The 17,407-nt window shown below is 43.5% G+C and carries 17 protein-coding genes and 1 pseudogene; 8 read left to right on the top strand and 10 right to left on the bottom strand.

The window, feature by feature from the left end; translation table 11 throughout:
* The first annotated feature begins 95 nt into the window (after positions 1 to 95).
* On the top strand, positions 96 to 1,469 hold the full coding sequence (locus tag QUE23_RS08370) for an AAA family ATPase (RefSeq protein ID WP_286348575.1): 1,374 nt from the start codon (positions 96 to 98) through the stop codon (positions 1,467 to 1,469).
* Between the two features lie 9 nt (positions 1,470 to 1,478).
* Positions 1,479 to 2,120 (top strand): hypothetical protein, encoded by a 642-nt coding sequence (locus tag QUE23_RS08375; RefSeq protein WP_286348576.1) that lies wholly within the window; start codon positions 1,479 to 1,481, stop codon positions 2,118 to 2,120.
* Between the two features lie 865 nt (positions 2,121 to 2,985).
* Here QUE23_RS08375 and QUE23_RS08380 read toward each other — a convergent pair.
* From QUE23_RS08380 to QUE23_RS08405, 6 genes are all read right to left on the bottom strand, one after another.
* On the bottom strand, positions 2,986 to 3,474 hold the full coding sequence (locus QUE23_RS08380; RefSeq protein ID WP_286348577.1) for a hypothetical protein: 489 nt from the start codon (positions 3,472 to 3,474) through the stop codon (positions 2,986 to 2,988).
* Positions 3,475 to 3,968: 494 nt separating this feature from the next.
* Entirely contained in the window at positions 3,969 to 5,252 is a 1,284-nt protein-coding gene (locus tag QUE23_RS08385; RefSeq protein ID WP_104707269.1) for an RNA-guided endonuclease InsQ/TnpB family protein, read from the bottom strand.
* On the bottom strand, positions 5,227 to 5,877 hold the full coding sequence (locus QUE23_RS08390) for an IS607 family transposase (RefSeq protein WP_286348488.1): 651 nt from the start codon (positions 5,875 to 5,877) through the stop codon (positions 5,227 to 5,229). The genes QUE23_RS08385 and QUE23_RS08390 overlap by 26 nt, the downstream gene beginning before the upstream one ends.
* Positions 5,878 to 5,949: 72 nt before the next feature.
* A complete protein-coding gene (locus QUE23_RS08395) occupies positions 5,950 to 6,678 on the bottom strand; it encodes an MBL fold metallo-hydrolase (protein WP_286348578.1) in 729 nt (242 codons plus the stop codon).
* A gap of 550 nt (positions 6,679 to 7,228) precedes the next feature.
* Complete coding sequence (gene fliK / locus QUE23_RS08400; RefSeq protein WP_286348579.1) at positions 7,229 to 8,578, bottom strand: flagellar hook-length control protein FliK; 1,350 nt, start codon at positions 8,576 to 8,578, stop codon at positions 7,229 to 7,231.
* Entirely contained in the window at positions 8,571 to 8,804 is a 234-nt protein-coding gene (locus tag QUE23_RS08405) for a hypothetical protein (protein ID WP_286348580.1), read from the bottom strand. The genes fliK and QUE23_RS08405 overlap by 8 nt, the downstream gene beginning before the upstream one ends.
* A gap of 131 nt (positions 8,805 to 8,935) precedes the next feature.
* On the opposite strand from QUE23_RS08405, the pseudogene QUE23_RS08410 reads away from it, so the two are divergent.
* The 5 genes and pseudogenes from QUE23_RS08410 to QUE23_RS08430 all read left to right on the top strand — a co-directional run bounded on the left by QUE23_RS08410 (position 8,936) and on the right by QUE23_RS08430 (position 13,073).
* Positions 8,936 to 10,074 (top strand): annotated as a pseudogene (locus QUE23_RS08410) (YbfB/YjiJ family MFS transporter).
* Positions 10,075 to 10,118: 44 nt separating this feature from the next.
* Positions 10,119 to 10,970: an acetyl-CoA carboxylase, carboxyltransferase subunit beta gene (gene accD / locus QUE23_RS08415; protein ID WP_286348581.1), complete on the top strand. Its 852-nt coding sequence runs from the start codon at positions 10,119 to 10,121 to the stop codon at positions 10,968 to 10,970.
* On the top strand, positions 10,967 to 11,410 hold the full coding sequence (locus QUE23_RS08420) for a 23S rRNA (pseudouridine(1915)-N(3))-methyltransferase RlmH (protein ID WP_286348582.1): 444 nt from the start codon (positions 10,967 to 10,969) through the stop codon (positions 11,408 to 11,410). The genes accD and QUE23_RS08420 overlap by 4 nt, the downstream gene beginning before the upstream one ends.
* 17 nt (positions 11,411 to 11,427) lie before the next feature.
* Complete coding sequence (locus QUE23_RS08425; protein WP_286348583.1) at positions 11,428 to 12,456, top strand: hypothetical protein; 1,029 nt, start codon at positions 11,428 to 11,430, stop codon at positions 12,454 to 12,456.
* A gap of 59 nt (positions 12,457 to 12,515) precedes the next feature.
* On the top strand, positions 12,516 to 13,073 hold the full coding sequence (locus tag QUE23_RS08430) for a hypothetical protein (protein ID WP_286348584.1): 558 nt from the start codon (positions 12,516 to 12,518) through the stop codon (positions 13,071 to 13,073).
* A 23-nt stretch (positions 13,074 to 13,096) separates the two neighbouring features.
* Here QUE23_RS08430 and QUE23_RS08435 read toward each other — a convergent pair whose 3' ends face one another.
* Positions 13,097 to 13,378 carry a hypothetical protein gene (locus QUE23_RS08435; protein ID WP_286348585.1) on the bottom strand — a complete coding sequence of 94 codons (282 nt, stop codon included), beginning with the start codon at positions 13,376 to 13,378 and terminating at the stop codon, positions 13,097 to 13,099.
* Positions 13,379 to 13,386: 8 nt separating this feature from the next.
* Positions 13,387 to 14,043 (bottom strand): AAA family ATPase, encoded by a 657-nt coding sequence (locus QUE23_RS08440; RefSeq protein ID WP_286348586.1) that lies wholly within the window; start codon positions 14,041 to 14,043, stop codon positions 13,387 to 13,389.
* A gap of 60 nt (positions 14,044 to 14,103) precedes the next feature.
* Here QUE23_RS08440 and QUE23_RS08445 point away from each other — a divergent pair, with 60 nt between their 5' ends.
* The gene (locus QUE23_RS08445) at positions 14,104 to 15,309 is read left to right on the top strand and encodes a DUF2130 domain-containing protein (RefSeq protein WP_286348022.1); all 1,206 of its coding nucleotides are present in this window, start codon (positions 14,104 to 14,106) and stop codon (positions 15,307 to 15,309) included.
* Between the two features lie 167 nt (positions 15,310 to 15,476).
* Here the strand turns inward: QUE23_RS08445 and QUE23_RS08450 are convergent, their stop codons facing one another.
* Positions 15,477 to 15,719 carry a hypothetical protein gene (locus tag QUE23_RS08450; protein WP_286348587.1) on the bottom strand — a complete coding sequence of 81 codons (243 nt, stop codon included), beginning with the start codon at positions 15,717 to 15,719 and terminating at the stop codon, positions 15,477 to 15,479.
* Entirely contained in the window at positions 15,698 to 17,377 is a 1,680-nt protein-coding gene (locus tag QUE23_RS08455) for an AAA family ATPase (RefSeq protein ID WP_286348588.1), read from the bottom strand. Before QUE23_RS08455 ends, QUE23_RS08450 begins: the two co-directional genes overlap by 22 nt.
* Positions 17,378 to 17,407: the final 30 nt, after the last annotated feature.

Below are 17,407 nucleotides of genomic sequence, written 5' to 3' on the forward strand. Positions count from 1 at the left end.
AGTCTAGTAAAATGCCAAAGTCTAGTAAAATCTAAGGGGTTTGATCCTAAAGTCATTGAAGTACAATAATAATCATAGACGCTAGGGAGATTGCAATGAAAATCGCACTTAAAAATATGGGGATTCTCCATGAAGCAGAGTTTGAAGTGGGGGATCTGACCTTGATTTGTGGAGAAAACAACATGGGGAAAACCTATGCTGCCTATAGTTTCTATGGGTATTTGAAATTCATGCACTCAGCAGAAGACAGCTTTTTAAAGATAAAGACGGCGGATTTTCATTTAGAGGATGGGTCGCGAGGTTATACCTATCGGCAACTTGAAAAAGACTTAAAATCTTATTTAGATGAGAAATTGCAACTTTATGCCAAGGACATACTTTGTAACTTCATGGCAGGCAAAGATGAGGATTTTTTAGACACAGACTTTAGATTAGAGTTGTCCATTTCTTCAGTACAAGTTAAAGATGCTCTTCAAGCATACTTGGAAAATACACAACTACGCAAATACTTTACACTACATTACACTCTCCACAATGATCGCTTGACCTTCACAACCCCTCCCAATGCAGACTATTTACATATTTTTTTTGATGTTCTTCTCACAACCATGATGCCTAGACCATTTATCCTTAGTGTAGAAAGAACAGGGGCTTCTATTTTTCAAGGAGAATTGGATTTTGCCAAGATCAATAAATTTGAAATAGCTAGGCAACTGCTTCAGGATAAAAAGCATGAAAAGCCTGACTTCTTAGAGTTGTTTGAAATCCACCAACAGGCAAATCAGAGATCACAGATTTACCCCAAACCCGTGAGAGACAATATTAGTTTTATTCGAGATGCCAAGCGAATCTGTAGGCAAAGTAGTATGTTTAAACAAGAAAAGGAAAAATACAAAGCAATCCTAGACCTCTTGGGCAAGCTCGTGGGGGGCAAATATAAGGCGATGGATCTAGGCTTGTTCTTCCAACCCAAAGGTTCTAGGTCTGCCTACCCCCTTGAGATCGCCTCTAGCTCTGTGCGCTCTTTGCTCATACTGAATTATTATATTTTGCATGTAGCGCAAAAAAACGACATTTTAATGATCGATGAGCCGGAGCTCAACCTCCACCCCAATAACCAAATCCTCATGGGGCGTTTGTTAGCCCTCTTAGTGAATGCGGGGATCAAAGTGTTCATCACCACACATAGCGATTACATTGTGCGTGAATTGAGCAATTGTATCATGCTCAAAAATCTCAAAACCACACAGATAGACAACCTTAGAAAACAGGGATATACTCAAGAATATAGTTTGGATTCTAGTCGTGTTAGAGCCTATGTTGCAAAGACCATCAAGAAACAAAACACCCTAGTGCCTGTAAAAATCACACAACTGCAGGGCATTTTCATGAAAACCTTTGATGCCCCTATTGAAACACAGGGCGAAAACCAAAGCCTGATTGTTGAGAATATTGCTCTAAAATCATGAGAACCTCTTATGAATCCTAATGAGTTCCAAAAGATAGCAGAAGTTATCCATGCAGAGTTGAAAGAGGAACCAAATAAACATTGTTTTGTGATGCACGAAAAGGACAAAAGAAGCTTAATGAAACAAATAAATGTGTGTTTTAAGCCCAATGATGTCTTTTTTATCTTGAGGCAGAATGAACAAAAACACACGATTAAATTCTTTAAAGATGAAGGGACAGATGAATGGATAGATAAGAAAAAGCATGCTAAACCTAAAAGAGAGAGCTGTAAAACAGACTACACAACGGATTGTTCTTGTGATTACATCATTTTTAGGTTTAACCAAAAGAAAGGTGACATTTCTATCTATCTCTGCGAGATCAAATCAAGCTATTGTCAAGAATCCGTCAAAACAGCCCGACGACAATTTAAGGCTTCTACATGCTTTGTTAAATATTTTATAGAATGTTGCAATAGTTATTATCACAAAAATATATCTGTAAGTATGCATAATTTCCACTACATTTACCTCTATCCAAGCTCTGCTCCTAAAAGATTCAAAACATCGAGAGGCAATCTGCACGACGAAATCAAGATGATCTTTAAACCCACAGAAGTCTCCGAGAACGGGTGCGTCAATATTTCTGCAAAAGAGATATTAGGTTGTTAAGCTCTCGAAATTTTTAAATTTCCCTACGCAATAACACCCCACACAAAACCACAATTACCACTAGCTCAAGAATGTGCTATTAGGCGATTTGTGTAGCTTAAAGGCTATAATGCATGAGCAATGGAGCGGTTAAGAAGGGCTAGTGGCTGTGGATATGCTCTGTAATCGCCATTTCTAGCCCGTCTTTGTCTATGCTACCCACAGCAACCCCCACCATAATGTCTTCAAACACTTCTTCAAAATTCTTTAAATCCACGCCATGCCCCATTAAAAACCAGGCCCCAAGAGCAAGAGCTATCTGCTTGTTGCCGTCTAAAAAGAGGTGCTTTCGAATCGGTCCGAGAATTGCTAGTGCTCGGGTTACTCATTTTGACAACTGGCGCATGTGAGATTAGAGGTAGAGGGGTTGTTTAGAAATGAAATTAGCGCTCTTAAACATTCAAATCTCTTCTTGTCTGAGCTCCTCACACACATTTCTGATCTATAACCACTCTGATGCCATTTAGTGTTATTGTTTTACTTCTTAAGCATTGATAGGAAATTTGGATTTGCACCTAAGGAAGAATCTTTATAAACATAAAAGACAAGCTTCGCTTGTAAAATAAATTCTCATCTAAATGGTAAAAATTTTTTCTTAAGATTTCTTGCAAAAATTTGAGATGATTTGGGTTGATTTAAGTTCCTGAAAACGTGTCTATGCGCACGGATTTTAACCATTTTAAAAATGATGAATGATGCATTAATCTTTAGCAAGGGAGCGATTCACTAAAGTCTTACATTTATCAGCAACACTCCAAAATCCCTATTACCGACAAGATGATTTTTAAGAAAGTATCGAGAAAAAATAACAAATCGTTGTCGAGATTTATTCTTCAGTTTTCTTAATTCCTTTCTCCTTATAACTTTCAATGGCTTGCTGGGCGTAGTAATGGAAACAACTATATGTTACGCCCATGAGGACAACAACAACAATGAGATTAATATAAAAATATCCGCTTGCCCATGAGAACCACAAAGAGACCAGAGATAAAAGGATGGAATTTCTAAAAAATCCATAAGCTATATTTTTCCACAACAGCCTCTCATCTCCCCTTGTAACGCCCTTGATGTGGACGACAATGTCTTTTTCTGTATATTCTTCACATAGCCGTGCATACAACTCCGACTCCTTTTTCTTGAGATAGTTAATGATGGGGTTGCCATGGCGTTTCCATAGGACTTGTTCAACCTGCTTGCTCAACACAGCTGAAATAAATCCAAGAACACCAGATAAAATGACAACTAGAGTGATTAAAAGCACATTATTGCTTTGAAATAGTGTGCTTTGATTGCCGTTTAAAAAATACGGCAACAATAAACAAAAACCCCGGTGCAAACCTCGCACAGAGGATATAAGCATCTAGCAGTTGTTTAAAATCAGTCATACCTCTCAACTTTCTCAAAAAAATCTAGCGGTGTAGCAGACACCCAGTCTCGCGATAGAATTTTTCCTCCATGATGACATATCGTGCTTCCTTTTGTGACGATCACCTTGCAACCTCTGCGCATAAAAGCATTACACACAATATTTCTTGGATGTTTCTTATCCCCCTTCCCTGCCGAAACAAAGGCGGTGATTGAGGATAAAGGTTTTTTGCATATTCTGCCTATGAGAAGGTTCAGTGTACTTGGACTCACATTTCTCCTGCTTCCATGGTGTGGAACTTGGATAAAATTTAAATCGCTAGCAATATCAACCTTTTGTCTCACAGCAAACCTATAAGCTCTACATAACGCTTCATTTCCAGCGTCTCCTGTTAAAAGTATGCCCCATGCCGTTCCTACAAACCTATAAAACCGCATAAAATTCTATAAAATTCTATCAATAGAAAAAATTTTTAGCGGTTTTTGCTGTATTCCTGTTTCCACCATGCTGGTTATTAGCTGACTTTTTGACAAATCAACCAATAGAGCCGTCATGTCCGCAGGCGTAAATTCAGTGGGAACTCCACTTACTAAATGCTTTACAAGATTGACGCTTGCGTTAAAATCTCTATCCACCGCCACACCGCACACATCGCACCGATACACCCTATCACTAAGCGTTAAGTCTTTTTTGACACTGCCACAGCTAGAGCAAGTTTTAGAGCTCGGGTAAAAGGCATCGGCTCTTAAAATTTTCCGCCCATAATACTTTGCCTTATACTCTAAGAGCGTGTTAAAGGCAGATATACTGACATCGCTAAGGGCTTTGGCTAGTTTAGAGTTTTTGAGCATGTTAGACACTTTCAAACTCTCCATACAAAGGGTTTTAGCGTGCCTGACTAGGGCGGTGCTGAGTTTGTGTAAAAAGTTATTACGGGTGTTGGCTATACGGGTATGCAATCGATTCAGCCGCAAGCTGGCTTTAAGATAATTGCGCGACTTCTTAACTCCGTCATTCTTGGTTTTCGAATGCCGTTTTTTGCTAAGTTGTCTGCTAAGTCTTTTGAGCCGTCTTGTCAGCCTATTTAAGGGCTTGGGTGCTTGTATCTGTAAGCCATTAGATAGACTAGCAAAAGCCTTTATCCCTGTATCTATGCCTAGAGTGTGGTTGTTTGCTATGGGTTTATGTGTGCGGTTAAACTCCTCTTGTGTAATGTCTGTTTGGATTGAAACATAGAATTTGTCGCCTTTTTGGCTAATGGTCGCTCCATTGATTTTGCCTTGTAATCTTAGCCTTTCGGTCATTTTGATTTTAGGCAAATTGGGGATTTTGAGATAGTCTTTTGTGCCACCTTGAATAATTTTTATTTGGTCGCCCCCAATATAAAAGCTCCCTTGATATTCTCTTTTGCGTTTAAATCTAGGATAGCTCACCTTCCCTAACTTTAAATCTCTAAAGAACTTTTGAAACGCTAGGTTTAAATGCGTAAAAGGCTGTGCGGTGGCATATTTTGTAACCTCATAGACAAAGGGATAATTCGTTTTTTTAAGAGCGTTAAACTCTTTCTTTAGGGCAAGGTGGTTAGATTTAATGCCCTTTTCGTAGTTTTCCTTCCACTTGGCTAGTCCCCAATTATAGGCTAATCGAGCACACCCAAAGGCTTTTTTAAAATGGGTCTTTGCCTTGTTGTTAGGGTTTAATTCAATCTTGTGGGTCAGTTGTAACATTGTCCTCTACCACCGCCTGCATTTGTTCTAAAAGCTGTTTGTTTTTCTTGGAACGAGCTCCATAAAGTCTAGCTGAGAATACTGTGATAATTTCCAACACATCTTTAGCTAACTCCTCCTCGAAGCGGATATTCTCATCGCCTTGATTAATGATAATCACCTCCACACCTTTAGCCTCACAAATGGCAAACACCAGCTCCGCACCAAAACGCAATAAGCGGTCTTTATGGGTCAAAACAAGCCTTTTGACTTGGCTCTCTAGGATAAGGTTAAGAAGTTTGGTTAAGCCCTTTTTGTAATAATTCATCCCAGAGCCTAAGTCCTGTATCACTTCGTAATTAAAGCCCAGTTTCGAACAATACAGCTCCAAAACCTGCACTTGGCGGATTAAATCCTCTTTTTGGTCGGCACTAGAAACACGGGCATAGGCAATAGTCTTGCGGTTATCGTTATGAAAAACAATGTTTTTGTTGATATTTTTAAGGCTCTCTAGCTTGTATCTGCGCTCACCGCCTTTTGTGTAGTTATCGGGTTTAAGTAAGCCTTTTTTCTCCCAATTTCTTAGGGTTTGGATACTGACACCTAAAACCTTGCTTGCTTGACCTATGGATAGTAAATTACTCATGCCAACATGGTAACACCTAGAAACTTAAAAACATATAAAAAATTTACAGAGAATTATAGGATTTTATAGGGTTTATCTTGCTGTTTCTAACCCTAAATTTGCATAAAGGACAACACTGCTCTCATTTTCTCTACTTGTCATGCCATCTTCTTGCAATGTCTCATCGTACAAGGACTCGTCCACATCGCATGCCACCTCTTTTTTCAATTTTTGTGCAGATAATTCGCCAACGCTCTTGTCCTCCTTGCCTTTCGATGAAACTTCCCATGTCTTATCAGAATTGGGTATCAGGTCATACAAATACCAATCTTTACTTGGAGATAGAACTTGAAACATACCTATCTGTTTGCCCTGATAAGGTTCTTTTATGGCAATGCCTCGATCTTTGGCATGTTCTTCTAATTTCTTGGCATATTTGTAATACCCATGCGCAAACCTCTCTTGCATGCAATCTTCTGTTGTTCTTCCGTCCATATTAAGATCATCGCAATTCTTAACATGGGCAACGATCTCGCTAACATGCTCCCATGGTCTATGTATCCATAACTCACCTACATTTAATGTTTTTTCCTTTAACACTTCAGTTAAGCCAGAGGCATGATCTTTGTCTGGATGGGTATTGATGACATAATCCACACGATTTGTTTTATAGTACTTGTCGATATGTTCTATTAAAGCCTGCCCGGATTCCTTTGTGCCACCATCGATGATCATAACCTTTTGCTTTTTTGGACTAAAACCATCGATCCACCATCTCAACGCAATTGCATCTCCACTACTACCTTTGCCTACGGGCAGCAAGTCTATCTCATAGCGATACTGTATATCTTCCTTTCTTAACTTTAATTTGGCTTATTCTCCATAGCTAAAACTAGGAGATTCTGACTTCGACCGTGATGAGTCTAACATAAAACTGTTTTCAAAGTATCTACTTTATATGCAGACTCACTAGGATTAAGCTCTTTACTAGAGCTTACAAGCAACAAGAAACGCACAATAACACATACCGTATTTGGGTGGCTACTTTTATCCTGCAGATCACCCCAAAGGATGGATAATGTGTGCGTACTAATGCATAGCAACTCAAAACCAACTATCAAGGAGCTATTAAAACTATGTTTTTATTCTCAAATTCTCCTTTAGTCTAATAGAAAAACCAAAAAGGGGCTTATGTGGAGTGTTAGAATGGAATTTAGAAATGCAAAAAGATCATTTTGTAAAGACCCAAAAAATTAGTTTATGCCCTACTAGTTGGGAGGAACAGCCCTTCTGGTTTGCAACCTAAGCAACTATAAACCCAAAACGCACCCAAGCTTGCATTAAAGTCCTTTAAGGGGCTATTGTAGCGCAATTAAGCGTAGTCGGGTAAGCCGGAGGGGTTACTGGTGTAGGAGGTTTTGGCGATGGGGGTGGTGGGGGGGTTAAAGGCCTGCGCTTGGGTTTGCATAGGTGGTGGGTTGGGGGCTTGGGCGGTGGTGCTCTGCGTGCTTTGGACTTGGGGGCTTGGGTGTGGTTGTTGTTGGCCTTGTTGTTGGGGGTTGTGCTGTTGTTGGTTGAAGTTGTGGTTGCCCCCGCCTTGATAGGCGGTGTTCTCGCTGTTTTGGGCATTGAAGCGTAAATCCACATTGTTAAAGCCCATTTGGGATAAATGTTGGCGCAACTCACTTTGGTGCGCCACAAGCAGGGCACTGACCGGTGCAGCGGAGGCTAAACTCACTTGCAAATTCTGCCCCACTTGTTGGATCACCACCTCCACTTTGCCAAGTTTATCCGGGTTGAGCTCCATGGACAGCTTGGTGATGGGGGGCTTGAAGTCTAGCAGTTCTTGGCGTAAATTCATGGCTAAATTTTTGATCGTTTCCTTGATTTGGGGGGCTTCTACGCTGGTTTTTTGCTCGGTATGTGTGGTGTGGGCGGTGTGCGTGGGGCTTTCTATGGCACTGGTGCGGGTGTTGTCCTCGTCCTTGCTGGCACTTGGGGGCTTGGCTGGTCCTTGCAAAGGGATGCGGCTAGGGTCAAAGGATAGGGGGATAAAAGTGGGTTTAGGTTTAAGCGGTCCGTCAAAGGCCTCTTGAAAGGCCTGTTTGATCTCTTTATCGTTGTCGTGGCTGTCTTTGACATGGGGCAAGGGTTTAGGCTTGTTTAACAGCTGGTTTAAGGGCGTGTTGGCTTTGGCATTTAGGAAGGTTTTAGTGCTGTCTTTGCTCCCTTTGTGTTCTGTGGTGTGGGTGGGTGGGGTTTTGGAGTTTTTTAAAGCGAGCAAGTCGGCGGTAGACATTTTGGCAGGGGCTTGTGCACCTTGTGGGGTTGGTGTTGCACCCTTAGCCCCATGTGCACCTTGTGGGGATTTAGTTAGGTTGGGTGCACCCGGCGTGGCTTTAGTGGCTAAGTCTGCTGCTTTAGCCGTGCCCTTGGCGGACTCTGCACCTTTAGCCAGGTCTGTGGGTGTGAGCTTGCCCCCCTTGCTTTCGTGTTGCAACTTGCTTAAATTTAACGCCTTGGCGTGTTCTAGGTTTTTAATATCGCCGAGTTTGGCGCGGGGGTTTGTGCCTTTGGCGTTCTTTGCCTCTTTTAACGCCATGGCTTGGCTAAAGGGGTCTAATTTGCCCTTAGAGTGTTGCAACTTGGCTTGAGCTTTCGCCTCTGCCTTCCATTCCTTTTTGAGCTCTTTTTCTTGTTTGGGGGTGAGCTTTTTATCCATGAGTTGGGCTAGGGGCTGCCCGGGGCGATGTGGGGGGATTTTTAGAGTGGTCTACCCCCTTGTCCTCTTTTTTGGCTTTTGTGTCCTTGCTGTTTAAGTGGGCTTTCTTTTGGTCTAGTAGGGATTTAAAGGCATCTTTGTCCTCTTTAGGCGTGTGCTTCTTGGTGTGGGTTTTGGGGTTGCCCTTGGGGTCTAGGGCCTCTAAGCCTTTAATGTGGGTCGCCACAAGAGTCCTTTGCGATGGTTTATCAGGCCAACTTAAGCAAATTCAGTTCCCCTAGTTTTAAGGCAAGATTGTTAATTTTGGGCTAATATGGGGTTTTTTTACAATTCCCACATGGAGCATTTTGCATGTTCATGCGTGTATTTGTGTGCTTTTTGGCGACTTTCATGGCTAATGGCGTGGCACGTTTTGGGTATGTGGTGTTGATCCCCCTACTCATTTTAGCGGGCAAAATGAGCGAACACCAAAGCATCCAACTTGCCATTGCGATCATGGTCGGTTATATCTTTGGGAGTGCTATCTTGAGCCTCTTGCAAAGGCGTTTGTCTTTAGAGAGCATTGCCAAAATCAGCTTTTTAGTCATTTCTCTTAGTTTCTTTGCATGCTATTTCGATCGCCTGCCCTTTGCGTGGGCGTGGTTTTGGCGCTTTTTAGCCGGCGTGGCCGCCTCTTGTTTAATGGTGCTCTCTGCCCCTCTGTGTTTGAGCTTAGTCAAAGAGCAACACCGCCCCTATGTGAGTGGCTTTGTCTTTAGTGGGATTGGGGTGGGGGTGGTGTGTAGTGGCTTTATTCTGCCCCACTTTGCCAAAGACATAGACATGGCGTGGATTTTCTTAGGGGCGGTGGGGGCGGTGGCGTTTGTGCTCTCTTGTTTGTTTTTAAAGACGTTGCACCCGCCTAAAGATGCCACCCATGCCAAAGCCTCCTTTAAAATCTCAACCTTTTTGCCCTACTCTTGGTGTCTGTGGTGCTCAATGCCATTGGCTACTTGCCCCACACGCTCTTTTGGGTGGATTATTTAGTGCGCTCTCTTAACTTCAGTAAGGGGGTGGCGGGGGCTTCGTGGGCGTTCTTTGGCTTTGGGGCGGCGTGTGGCACAATCTTAAGCGCAACCCTTGCCAAAAGCCTAGGACTGAAACACGCCTCAAACATTGTGATTTTAATGAAGACCGCCTCTTGTGTGATTGCCATGTTTAGCACAGACATAGCGTGGCTCAATCTATCCATTTTTTTAATGGGCTTTGGGACCACGGGCAACCTCACGCTCACAAGCACGATGGCGTACCATATCATGGGTAAAGAGCATTTCGTGCAAGCCTCCAGCCTGGTAACTCTAGCCTTTGGGATTTTTCAAGCAGTGTTTTCCTTTATTTTCACTTGGGCTTTGGGGCATGTGAGTTTCTTTTATATGTTCCTTTGGTGCGGGGTGGCCTTGTTTTTAAGTTTTGTGGTGTTGTTGCCCGTGCCCGCAAGCACTTTTAAAAACACTTAAGCCATGCTAGAATAGAGGCTATTTGTTTTGCAAGGATAAAGTCCATGGGTTTTGCAGATTTTTTGAAAAATCTTAAGAAAACAAGGGTGCAATCAAGCGAACAGGACATGCCAAGCCATTGGATCAAATGCCCCAAGTGCACCGCTTTGATGTATTACAAAGAGGTCTTTGCCAAAAACCATGTGTGCTTGAAGTGCCACTACCATTTTAGGATGGGGGCAAGTGAGCGGCTCGCCTTCTTGTGTGATGAGGACACATTTACAGAGCATGACAACGAGCTGCGCCCCATTGACCCCTTAAATTTCGTGGATAAGGAAAGCTACAAGCAGCGCATTAAAAAATACGAGGCAAAGACAGGCCGCCCTAGCTCCGTCATCAGCGGGGAGGGGCAAATCAATGGCATTGGCTTGCAAATAGTCGTGTTTGACTTCGCCTTCATGGGTGGCTCTTTGGGCTCAGTGGAGGGGGAGAAAATCGTGCGGGCGATCAATCGGGCGGTAGAAAAAGAGCAGGCGTTGTTGATTGTGTCGGCAAGTGGGGGAGCAAGGATGCAAGAGTCCACTTACGCGCTCATGCAAATGGCAAAGACCAGCGCGGCCTTAAATCGGCTTACAGAGGCAAGGCTGCCTTTTATTTCTCTGCTCACAGATCCGACCTTTGGAGGGGTGAGTGCGTCTTTTGCGTTTTTGGGCGACTTGATCATTGCCGAGCCGGGGGCAATGGTGGGCTTTGCGGGCGCGCGGGTGATTAAGCAGACCATCGGAGCGGAGTTGCCCGAGGGCTTTCAAAGTGCGGAGTTTTTGCTAGAACATGGCTTGATTGACATGATCGTGCAGCGTAAGGATTTAAAAAAGACCTTGAGCGACCTAGTGGGGATGTTAACAAAAAACAGATGACTTGCAGCATTTACGCCATTTCTAAGAAAACCCCCGAATTTGCCCCCTTGTTGGCGCAACAACAAAGGGCGTGCCAACAATTCAAAGCCACGCTTGAGATTATAGACATTGCGCCCAAAACCCTAATAAGCGATGCAGAGGCGCGAAGCTTTTACACCAAAGCCCTAAGCCCCTATTTAAAACCAAGCATCCCCGCCTACGCCCTGCACCCGGCGGGCAAGCTTTGTAACAGCCAAGAGTTTAGCCAAATTTTAAACACCCATGCCCATGTGCAATTTTTCATTGCGGGGGCGTATGGCTTTGCCAAAGAGTTTTTAAAGCAATGTATCCCGCTCTCTTTAAGCCCGCTCACCTTTAGCCACGTGTTGGCAAAACTCATTTTATGCGAACAGATTTTTAGAGGCTTAAGTCTTTTAAACAACCACCCTTACCACAGATAGGTTACCATGGAGGCACTATGAAATTACGCTATTATGGCTCTTTTACCTTGTTGTTTATGATTGTCGTGGGTTGGTATGTCTACAACGTTGACCCGCAAAAGCTCCCCGTGAATGTGGCAAACCACACCCTAAATCTCCCCATTGCCCTTTGGGTCGTGGGCGTGCTGTTGTTGTTTTTTATCTTCACTTTGCTGTTTGTACTGAGTGGGAGCGTGGCAAACTTATGGCAACGCTACAAGCAAAAGCGCGACTTTGAGAAACTCATCGAGCAGATTGTGAGCCAAAATACGAAAGAACACTTTATCCTAGAGAAATACCACAACCCCCACTTCACCACTCTCTCTAAAATCCTAGCCCGTTTTAAATTAGAAGCAGATTTAAACAGCCAAGAGAGCGGGTGCGAGAAAGTCGATCAACTCTTTAGTTTGTATGCAAGGGTGTCGCAGGCTGAGGATGTGGAGTGGCGCAAGTACAATTTAGACCCCAGCAACCCCTTTTATATCCAAAATTTGCAAAATAAAATCCATCACGATCTCAAGCAAGCCCAGCAAATCCTTAAAAAAGAGGGCTACAGCCCCGCCTTAAAACGCCAAGCCCTGATCGACTTGATTCAACGGGGTTCGTTCAAAGAAATCCCTAAGGCGTTAAAAGGGGCGGACGAACTTTTGGATAAATCCGTGCTAGCGGTGCTCTTAAGAGCGTTTTGGGACAAGAAGGTGGGCATGGAGCTTGTTGAAATCGGCAACTTATGCGTACAGGTGGGGTGCAATAAGCAGGAGTATTTGCAGATGGCGGTGGATGCCAAGACCTTTTTGTCCCCCGATGATTGGTATAAATTCTTTGAGCTCTTAGCCGAAAAGGACGAGCAAGCCGAAAAGGCATTTTTGTATGTGCTCTTAGATTTAGAGATGATCGAACAAGCCAAAGAGCGCCTAAGCAATCACCCCCAAGACGAATTTTTAATCATCAAGGCCTACCTAGAACTCAAAAAATCCGACAAAAACTACCCGTTGAATATATTTTTTGGAATTAAACCGAAGGTTTAATTTGAAGCTGAGGGTTTAATAAGCACTGAACTAGAACCAAAGGGTTAAGAGGTTAAACGATGGTTTGGTTTGAAAACGAGGGCTTACTTAAAAGCCCAGGCTTCATTAACACCGCAATAGAGTTGAGGGCAGAGACCAGTTTTGATGATGCAAGGGCACAAGAGGCAATAGAATCTGTGATGGGTAAACAGGCTCTAAGCGATCTCATGCTCTTTGATGCCATCATTGGCAATGTGGATCGGCATTTAGGTAATTTTGGGATGCTGATTGACAACGACACAAATACACTCATGAAACCTGCTCCTATCTTTGACAATGGGCGGGCGTTCATCAATTTCATTAAAGGGGGGCAGAGCTCCCAAATCATCCACCACTTCAAGCTAGGGCGCAAAACCCCGTTTTTTAAAAGTTATTTTAATCACCGCTTTGACAAGCTCGTAAAAATGCACGCCATGCCTAAACATTTGGCAATTTTAGACAAACTCAAAGACTTTGCCTTCATCGCACACCCTCAATACACCCCATCCGCAAGTTTTCTTGCTACCCTAAGCCAAGTGATTTGTCAAAGGGCAAAAGATGCTAAAAGGGTGGTAGAGCGAGCGTTACAAAGCAAATAAGACCAGCTAGACAAGGGTTTTATCTAGTCTAACTTATCCAACTTGTGAGACAACTCTTGTTTGATCTGCTCTTTTTTGCGTTTTAAATGCTCTTCTAGGGCTTCTTGGATAAAAGTGCTCTTGTTCTCTTTGAAACGCCCAAACTCTTTAAGGTAGGTCTCTAGTTTCGCCATCGTGGCTTGAGACAAAAACAAGGTGTAGTATTTCTTGGTGTCCTTGTTTGGCTCGTTGGTGAATTTGGAGTCTAGAACTTCTAGTTCGTTTGCGTCCATGTTGGTGCCTCTCTTGGTGTTTTTAAATTGCATTGGTGCTCCTAATGTGGGATAGAGAAGTGGGTGCTCAACTCATCAAAGAATTGTTCCCACTCAGCCTTAGCTTTAGGGTCGTTGTACTCCATCACTCCTAAGCCCTCGGCGATGCTGCGCTTAAAGGCGATGCGCTCACATAGGCTGCTGTCTAACAAAAAAACTCGGTCGTTGGTGTTGTGTTGCTTGATGAAGCTTACCAACGCTTGTTTTTCTTTGAGGATGGGGATGGGGGGCATGCGGTTGATGAGAATCAAGGCTTTTAGTTTCTCGTTGAGAGCTTGAAGGTTTTCAATGCGCTCAAACATTTCCAACAAAACAGCGGTGTCTAGCTGGCTTGGGGTGGTGGGAATCAGCACAAGATCGCTGAGTAAAATCGCCCGTTGGCTCTCTTTAGAATGCTCGCCCTTGGTGTCTATGACAATGGTGTGGTACTTACCTATCATTTGTTTGAGCGTGTCTGTGATGTTGCCCGTTCTGTTAAAAAGGGGGAAGGTGGGCAAATTAGTTTCGCCCCTGATATTGACAAAGACTTCTACGCTTTGTTGTGGGTCGGTGTCTAACACCACGATGTCTTTTTGCTCTTTTAAAAACTGCAAGGCTAGGTTGATGCATAAAGTGCTTTTACCGCTCCCCCCTTTTTCATTGGCGATGGTGATGATCATGGCACAACTCTTTTATGTAAAATGCTTTAAAATAACATATATTAAACACAAAGGACAACCATGAACGACAGCATCACATGCCCTAATTGTCAGCACACCTTTAATGTGGGCGAGATTCTATCTGAGCAAGTTGCCAAAGAGTTAGAACACAAAATGGCTCAAGAGAAGGCTAATTTAGAGCAAGAGAAAACCCGTTTATCCCAAGAGCAAGCCCGCTTAAACACACAAATGGCTAAAAACAAGCAAGAAACCCAAGAAGCCCTAAAACAGCTAGAAGCCCAAAAGCAAGTAATGGCACAGCAAGTACAACAGGGTATAGCACAGGCTCTCGAGAAAGAACGCGCCCAAATGCAAGCCCAAATACAGCAAGAGCAAGCCCGCTTGCAAGCCCAAAATGCCATGCAATTGCAGGCACAGCAAGAAGTAATAGAAAAAACTTTAAGGCTCAAGTTGCAAGAAGAATACGAGCTCAAAATCAAAGAAGAAAGGGTGCAAAAAGAGCGGTTAGAAAAAGCCCTAGAAGAAGCCCATAAAAAAGCACAACCCACAATTTCGCAACAATTACAAGGAGAAGTCCAAGAGTTGGTGATTGAGGAATATTTACGCCATAATTTCCCACTAGATGGCATTCAAGAAGTCCCCAAAGGAACAAGGGGAGCGGATTGTTTACAAATCGTGCGGGACGATAGGGGGCAAGATTGTGGCATGATTTGTTATGAAAGCAAGCGCGCCCAACATTTCAAAGAAGAATGGATTGAAAAACTCACACAAAACAAACGGGAATGCGGGGCGCATTTGGGGGTGCTTGTGACACAAGCCCTGCCTAAAACGATGGAGCGCATGGGGCTTTATAAAGGTGTGTATGTCTGCACTTTTCAAGAATTTAAGGGGCTTTGTGGGATTTTAAGGGAGATGATTTTGCATGTCGCCTTAGCGCAAAGAAGCCAAGAAAACAAGGGCGGTAAAGTCCACGAGCTCTATAATTACTTGGTGGGGGCAGAGTTTGCAAGAGAAGTGCACGATGCCATTGTGATTTTTCAAGCCATGCAAGCTAGCCTCAATGAAGAGAAAAAAGAAGCAAAGAAATACATGGGTAAGCTTGAGAAGCAATGGGCGAAAAGGGAGAAACAAATAGAGGGCTTGCATTTCATTGTGGCGCGCACACGTGGCTGTATTGAAGGTATTGCTGGCAACGCCATCGCCCCCTTGAAAATTTTAGAATTAGGTGTAGATGAGGATGATACAACAGAAGAAAAGGATGCTTAGGCTAGGCTTTTTTGGAGTGTGTTAGGCTTTAGTGCCTTATCTTTTTCCTTTGTCCCTTGTTTTGGCCTAGCAAAGTTGTAAAACTCCCGTTCTACCATTTTTGACACACCTAGACATCAACCATGTTTCTTAAGGTGCATTAGAAGGGGGTTTTCTCGGGCTCTTTTTTATTTTATTATAGTTTCTTCCGTGACAACACACACAAACCCCTCCCACGCCTTCATGTCAAATCTTAGGTAGTGGATGGTTTGGGCTAGAAGGGTTTTGATGGCACGCATGCCCGTTTCCTCTTGCATGGCCTGGACGATGAGAGTTTCTCTAGCCCCATTGTCTATCTCTAAATCACTGCCATGTCTTTGGAAATGTTTGCGAAAGGGCTTTAGCTCGTTTATGATGGCATCGGCGAGCATTTGGGGTTTATGGGTTCTAAAACCACCCTTAAGCCAATCCGTCCGACAAACTCTCTAAACAGCCCACAGCGTTGTAAATCCTTGCTATTCACCTCTTCTAGGGCTTTATTGTAGGGCATAGTGGGAGCGGGGTTTTGTGTAAAGCCGATGGGGTTTTGGGATTGCTCTGCATTTTTGCCTGTGTTGTTGGCATACAAGTCCTTAAAATGCCCGGCAAAGACAAACAAAATTCCATCGGTTTTCATGGTGATGCTCTGTTTATTGTGCTCAAAGGTGATGGTGTGCCCCTCCATGAGTTTTAGAAGTTCGGTTTGCACCAAACTTTTAAATTGCTGGTCGGTCACCTCTAAGCCCAACTTATCCACTTCATCTAAGAAAATCACCCCTTTTTGGGCTTTTTCTATGTCTTTGTCCGCATTGATGTAAAGCCCAATGAAAATGCTTTGCACCTCTTCGCCCCGCCACCCTGTGGGGGTTAAGCTTGAAGCGTCTGCGATGTAGTGGGGGATGTCTAGGTTTTTTAAGAGTGTGGTTGTCATAAAGGTCTTGCCACTGCCCGAGGGCCCGATTAAAAGCAAGTTGGTTTTCTCTAGGCTGGATTGCCCCAAAGAACGGGCGTGGTGTTCGCTGATGGCGATACATAGGGCATGTTTTGCCTTTTCTTGTCCGCTCACTTCATTTAAAAAGCCCATGAGGGTTTCTGGGGTGTAGAGCAAGGGTTGTGTGTCTGGCACTTCCTCTTGGCAATCCATGTCAATTGCCCCGCCATGCACCATAGCCGTCATTCTATCCCCCTCGCTGGTGTGCTTCAATCTCTCTTCTCTGGGAGTCTTTGTTTCAAATCTTTCGCTTCTTTGAAGAAGGGGGAGAGTGTTGTGTCTGCCTCCTTGTAGAAAAAAATTAATATCTCTAGAGAGCGTGGGCTTGTCGTTTAACAAGAGTGCAAAAGGGGGGAACCCTAACACGCGATCTGCTTGCCACGCCCCCTCTATTCTTGCTATGTGTAAGGGGAGTTGTAAATGCTCGAGCATGGCATAAAAACAAGAGTGCCATCTCTCCCGCTCAAAACGCCCAAAACGGCATAACATAGAGAAGTGAGGGGGTCTTAGTCTTGACAATAAAGCTGCTAAGGTGCCTTTATGCTCTCTTTTAAACAGCTCTTGCAAGCGTTCTAAAGCCCATAATCTAAAGACAAGAGGAAAATAATAGCGGTGTGTGCCATCTATGTTGATAGGGACACTTGTAAAAGCGATCTCTGTGCGTTGCAAAGCTCTGTCTAGTGCAAACGAGGCGTTTAGCTCTAAAACCCCACAGCCTTTTTCTAAGTAAAGGCGCATCAGTCTTGTTTTTGGCTGTAAAAGGGGCGACTTCAAGGGGGTTTGGCACAAGATATGCACTAAATGTGTGAGGTTGTTTCTCTCTTGCATTTCCTGTTGTTTAAGTGTCTTGCAAATGTTTTCCACAGAGTCTTTAGACAAAAATCTTTGGGGGGTGTTTGTGTCTTTTGTGATTTCAAAGAGCAAGATTTCTCCCACTAAGTAGGGTTGCAATTTGCAAAATGCCCTTTGCAACTCCCAATCATTACCCTTAAAAGCTTCAAGCAAATCCCATTTAAACGCTTCAAAGGGGATATGTAAATCACCTGAGTTGCCAAACAAGCCCCCAAAATCGCCTTTGACATAATTATC

It is taken from the genome of Helicobacter felistomachi (assembly GCF_030296895.1).
GTDB classification, from domain to species: domain Bacteria; phylum Campylobacterota; class Campylobacteria; order Campylobacterales; family Helicobacteraceae; genus Helicobacter; species Helicobacter felistomachi.

Bases quoted from the DNA above. Each gene is read 5' to 3' on its own strand.
- QUE23_RS08370 (WP_286348575.1), top strand. From the start codon at position 96: ATGAAAATCGCACTTAAAAATATGGGGATTCTCCATGAAGCAGAGTTT.
- QUE23_RS08385 (WP_104707269.1), bottom strand. From the start codon at position 5,252: ATGTTACAACTGACCCACAAGATTGAATTAAACCCTAACAACAAGGCA.
- QUE23_RS08375 (WP_286348576.1), top strand. From the start codon at position 1,479: ATGAATCCTAATGAGTTCCAAAAGATAGCAGAAGTTATCCATGCAGAG.
- QUE23_RS08390 (WP_286348488.1), bottom strand. From the start codon at position 5,877: ATGAGTAATTTACTATCCATAGGTCAAGCAAGCAAGGTTTTAGGTGTC.
- QUE23_RS08435 (WP_286348585.1), bottom strand. From the start codon at position 13,378: ATGCAATTTAAAAACACCAAGAGAGGCACCAACATGGACGCAAACGAA.
- QUE23_RS08420 (WP_286348582.1), top strand. From the start codon at position 10,967: ATGACTTGCAGCATTTACGCCATTTCTAAGAAAACCCCCGAATTTGCC.
- QUE23_RS08425 (WP_286348583.1), top strand. From the start codon at position 11,428: ATGAAATTACGCTATTATGGCTCTTTTACCTTGTTGTTTATGATTGTC.
- accD (WP_286348581.1), top strand. From the start codon at position 10,119: ATGGGTTTTGCAGATTTTTTGAAAAATCTTAAGAAAACAAGGGTGCAA.
- QUE23_RS08430 (WP_286348584.1), top strand. From the start codon at position 12,516: ATGGTTTGGTTTGAAAACGAGGGCTTACTTAAAAGCCCAGGCTTCATT.
- QUE23_RS08450 (WP_286348587.1), bottom strand. From the start codon at position 15,719: ATGCTCGCCGATGCCATCATAAACGAGCTAAAGCCCTTTCGCAAACAT.
- fliK (WP_286348579.1), bottom strand. From the start codon at position 8,578: ATGGATAAAAAGCTCACCCCCAAACAAGAAAAAGAGCTCAAAAAGGAA.
- QUE23_RS08445 (WP_286348022.1), top strand. From the start codon at position 14,104: ATGAACGACAGCATCACATGCCCTAATTGTCAGCACACCTTTAATGTG.
- QUE23_RS08440 (WP_286348586.1), bottom strand. From the start codon at position 14,043: ATGATCATCACCATCGCCAATGAAAAAGGGGGGAGCGGTAAAAGCACT.